This window comes from Trebonia sp. (assembly GCF_049794275.1).
Taxonomy (GTDB): domain Bacteria; phylum Actinomycetota; class Actinomycetes; order Streptosporangiales; family Streptosporangiaceae; genus Trebonia.
In genome coordinates this window covers 1-4083 of the sequence record NZ_JBARCR010000329.1, presented here as the reverse complement: position 1 = coordinate 4083, position 4083 = coordinate 1, and the positions used below count along the sequence as shown (strand labels likewise).

The window sequence follows — 4083 nt, the reverse complement described above, 5'->3', positions numbered from 1 at the left end:
CCGCCGGGCCGCGCAGCAGGGGAGCCGGTCGCGACCACGACGGCGACGCGGCCGGTGACCTCGGCCAGCACGAGTGACGCCGCGGCCCTGTCCGACACCGCGGCGAGCGCGGTCACCTGGATGAGGAGCACGAGGACCAGCGCCGCCACGCCCATCGGTCCGACGTCCGAGCGGCGCATGATGGCCAGCGCGTCAGCCGGGGCCCGACGGCTGCCAAAACCGTCGGCCGTGTCGGCCAGGCCGTCCAGGTGCAGGCCCCCGGTCAGCAGCGCGATCAGCCCCACCGCGAGCGCCGCGCCGAGCAGCCGTCGCGGGGCGCCGGAACCGCCAGCGCTGACGCCGATCATGACGCCGGCGCCGACCAGCCCCAGCAGCAGCCCCACCACGGGCATCCACAGCACGGCCCGCACGGCATCGCCCTCGCCGAGTTCCGCTTCGCCGCCAACCGGAATGACCGTGAACAGGCTCACCGCAGTCCGCAACGACCTCACAGCAAGATCCCCGCGTTGTTCACCGGAGCCGCTGGGCGATGCCGGCGACGCATAGCCAGACTTGCTCACACTCGGCGGCGATCCGCGCGTTGAGCACGCCAAGTTCGTCCCGGAACCGCACCCCGGAAACCGTCCCGGGAATCACCCCGGACCCAACCTCATTGCTGACGGCAACAACATGCCGCCGGGTAGCCCGCCAGGCGTCAAGCAGCCCATCCACGCGCTCCGCCAGCTGCTTATCCGCATCGGGAGCGCCCTCCCAGAGCCCGCACTCCTCCATCACCCCAGCCAGCCACGTAGAAAGGCAGTCCACCAGCACGGCACTCTCCAGGCCAGGCAGCCGTCCAGCCAGCACATCCTCGAGCTCGAGGGTTTCCATCGTCGTCCACTGCTCCGGCCGCCGTTCCTGGTGCAGCCGCACCCGGTCAGCCCAGTCCGGATCCTCACCGGAGGGCAGTGGCCCGCAAGCCACATAATCCACCCGCTCCCGCCGGCCCAGCAACCGCTCAGCCGTCAAAGACTTCCCCGACCGCGCCCCGCCCAGCACCAGCACCCGAAACGGCTTCCCGCGCCGAGGCCGCCCCGGAAGCGCCAGCCTCCGGGCAGGCGCCAACGAACCAGGCTGGCTTCCGCGCAAGCGTCGGCTCATTACCTCCCGCCCGAGGAGCGAGGTGCGCTGGGGAGATTTCTCGCCGGTGTTCCGAAGGACTGCCGGCGAAAATCTGCCCCACGCGCCCGCAACATCACGCCTTCTCACCAGACACGCCAGCACTGTCGAAGGTAGCCATATCCCGCAGCACCCGCGCCGCGGCGGCCACTACCGGCAGCGCGAGTACCGCCCCTGAGCCCTCGCCGAGGCGCATCCCCAGGTCCAGCAGCGGCTGCAGGCCGAGCGCGTCGAGCGCCCGCAGCGCCCCCGGCTCGGTGGACAGGTGCCCGGCGATCAGGTAGTCCGTCACCTGCGGAGCGAAAGCCCGGGCGGCCACAGCCGCCGCGCAGGCGATGACGCCGTCGAGCAGGACAGGGACACGCCGCGCGGCGCCGCCGAGGATGAACCCCGCAAGCGCGGCGTGCTCGAGGCCGCCCACGGCCGCGAGCGTCTCGAGCGGGGAAGCCGGATCGCAGCGGTGCAGGTCGAGTGCGCGGCGTACCACCTCTACCTTCCGCGCCCACGTCGGGTCGTCGATGCCCGTGCCCCGCCCGGTGACCAGCGCCGGCGTGGACCCGGTGAACACCGCGATCAGCGCGGCGGACGCGGTCGTGTTCGCGATGCCCATGTCCCCGGTGATCAGGCACCGGTAGCCCTCGTCGACCAGGTCCGCGGCGACCTTGATGCCGGTCTCCACCGCCAGCCTGGCCTCCTCAAGGGTCATCGCCGGGCCCTCGGTCATGTCCGCGGTGCCGGGCCGGACCTTACGGGACAGCAGGCCTTGCGCCGTCGGCAGGTCCGCGGCCACGCCCACGTCCACCACGCATACCGCCGCGCCTGCCTGCGTGGCGATCGCGTTCACCGCCGCGCCAGAGGCGAGGAAGTTGGCCACCATCTGCGCGGTGACCTCCTGCGGCCATGGGGTCACGCCCTGGGCGTGCACGCCGTGGTCGGCCGCGAATACGGCGACGACGGCGGGCTCTGGGAGCGGCGGCGGGCACTGGCTGGCGATGCCGGCGAGCTGTACCGACACGTCCTCGAGCCGGCCAAGGGATCCGCTCGGCTTGGTCAGCGCCTCCTGGCGCTCCCGCGCCGCCACGACAGCGGCGGCGTCGAGCGGCCCGACCGCCGCGATGGTGTCTTCGAGCAGCCCAGTCATGGCAGCGCCTCCCCAGCCGTCAGCAGAACCAAGACAGCAGATCACGCCGGTCTCGGCTCGGTCAAGCGGACCAGGGTCAAGCGGACCAGGGTCAAGCGCGGGACAATGAGGCATGGCTGCTCTCGTCCTCGTCAACGGGAAGATCGTCACGGTGGACGAGCAGTTTTCCATCCGCCAGGCGGTGGCGATCGAGGGGGAGCGGATCACCGCGGTAGGCGAGGACGCTGCCGTCCTGGCACGCGCAGCGCCGGACGCGCGAGTGGTGGACCTCGGCGGCAGAACCGTGATCCCTGGGCTGATCGACAACCACAACCACTTCGTCCGCGCCACCGAACACGCCGAGGTCCGGCTCGATGGCGTCCGCACCCGGGCCGCGGCGCTTGACCTGCTGGCCCGCAGGGCCGCCGGGCTCGGAGACGGGCAGTGGCTGCTGACGCTCGGCGGGTGGCACGAAGAGCAGTGGGCGGGCGACCGCCGCGAGCTCACGCTGGCCGAACTCGACGCCGTGGCCCCCGGCCGGCCCGCTTTCATCCAGGCGCAGTACGACCACGCCAGCGTCAACACCGCCTGGCTGGACGCCATGAACGTGCCCGCGCCTGACGGGCTCCGGGCGACCGGCCGGGTCGGCGGCGGCCTGGTGGCGCTCAACCGGGCGGCGGCCGGGTTCCCCGCCGGAGGCACCAGGGAAGCCGGAGTCCGCGCCGCCATGGCCTACTGCAACAGCCTCGGGCTCACCACGGTGTTCGACCCCGGCGGGGTCGGCGTCTCCGACGCGGCCTACGCCGCGGTCCAGTCCGTGGCCGGACGCGGCGAGCTGACGCTGCGCGTCCTCACCACGCTCGGCGCCGAGGTTGACGAGCCGGCCGGCAGGTTCGCGGAGAAGGTCAGGGCGAGCAACCCGTTCCAAGGCGACCACTGGTACGACCGGATCGCCGTCGGCGAGATCTACCACGCCCCGTTCCACTGGGACCACGGCGGCCGCCCGCCAGCGCCCGCCGCCTCGGACATCGCGGCCGCGACCGAGATCCTGACCACCGCGGCGATCACCGGCTGGCCGGTGCAAACCCATTCGGTGACGACCGGCGGCCTCGCCCTCGTCCTCGACGCCTACGGGCAGGCGGACAAGCTCCGTCCGATCCGCCCGCTGCGCTGGTCGGTCACCCACGCCGAGGGCATCACCCCGGAGCAGATCGAGCGCGCCAGGCGGCTCGGCGTCACCGTGCAGCTCCGCAGCCAGAGCGTCATCCGTGACAGCCGGGCAACCGTGGCTCCGCTGAAGCTGCTCCAAGACAGCGGCCTGACCTGGGGGCTGGGCACCGACGGCACCAGGGCTGCCCAGATAAACCCGTTCATCTCGCTGTGGTGGGCGGTGACCGGGCGGTCGCTCGGCGGCACCCAGATCCTCGACGAGCCGCTCACCAGGGAGGAGGCCCTCATCGCGCACACCAGGAGCAACGCACAGCTCGTGTTCCGCGAGAACTACCTCGGCTCGATCAGGCCCGGCCTGCTGGCGGACCTGCTCGTTCTCGACAGGGACTACCTCACCGTGCCTGACGACGAGATCAAGGACATCAGGCCGAGCGCGACAATAGCCGGCGGAACCGTCGTGTACGGGTTGCTATGACCGCCGGTCAGGCAACGCGGATCGGCGAGCTCCTCGGTGTGCCGGTGACCAGCGTCCGCACAGCGGGGGCGCAGCACGGGTACCAGCACTTGACGGCGCGGCTGGCCGACGGGCGGCAGGCCTTCGCGAAGGCCGCCCCCGGCGGGGACGAGGCTACGGC

General features: G+C 72.3%; 4 protein-coding genes. 1 reads left to right on the top strand and 3 read right to left on the bottom strand.

The annotated features are described in order from the left end of the window. The 3 genes from WA805_RS09120 to cobT all read right to left on the bottom strand — a co-directional run. Nucleotides 1-482 (bottom strand): adenosylcobinamide-GDP ribazoletransferase (locus tag WA805_RS09120; protein WP_425242124.1); only part of this gene is annotated, 482 nt, incomplete at its 3' end. A 28-nt stretch (nucleotides 483-510) separates the two neighbouring features. Then, nucleotides 511-1140 (bottom strand): bifunctional adenosylcobinamide kinase/adenosylcobinamide-phosphate guanylyltransferase, encoded by a 630-nt coding sequence (locus tag WA805_RS09115; protein ID WP_425238500.1) that lies wholly within the window; start codon nucleotides 1138-1140, stop codon nucleotides 511-513. A gap of 94 nt (nucleotides 1141-1234) precedes the next feature. Next, nucleotides 1235-2299 (bottom strand): nicotinate-nucleotide--dimethylbenzimidazole phosphoribosyltransferase, encoded by a 1065-nt coding sequence (gene cobT / locus WA805_RS09110; RefSeq protein WP_422285493.1) that lies wholly within the window; start codon nucleotides 2297-2299, stop codon nucleotides 1235-1237. Nucleotides 2300-2411: 112 nt separating this feature from the next. On the opposite strand from cobT, the gene WA805_RS09105 reads away from it, so the two are divergent. Continuing rightward, the gene (locus WA805_RS09105; protein ID WP_425242123.1) at nucleotides 2412-3923 is read left to right on the top strand and encodes an amidohydrolase; all 1512 of its coding nucleotides are present in this window, start codon (nucleotides 2412-2414) and stop codon (nucleotides 3921-3923) included. The last annotated feature ends 160 nt before the right edge of the window (nucleotides 3924-4083 follow it).

Excerpts from the sequence above, each read along its gene's own strand:
- WA805_RS09115 (WP_425238500.1), bottom strand. The coding sequence starts at position 1,140 with ATGAGCCGACGCTTGCGCGGAAGCCAGCCTGGTTCGTTGGCGCCTGCC.
- cobT (WP_422285493.1), bottom strand. The coding sequence starts at position 2,299 with ATGACTGGGCTGCTCGAAGACACCATCGCGGCGGTCGGGCCGCTCGAC.
- WA805_RS09105 (WP_425242123.1), top strand. The coding sequence starts at position 2,412 with ATGGCTGCTCTCGTCCTCGTCAACGGGAAGATCGTCACGGTGGACGAG.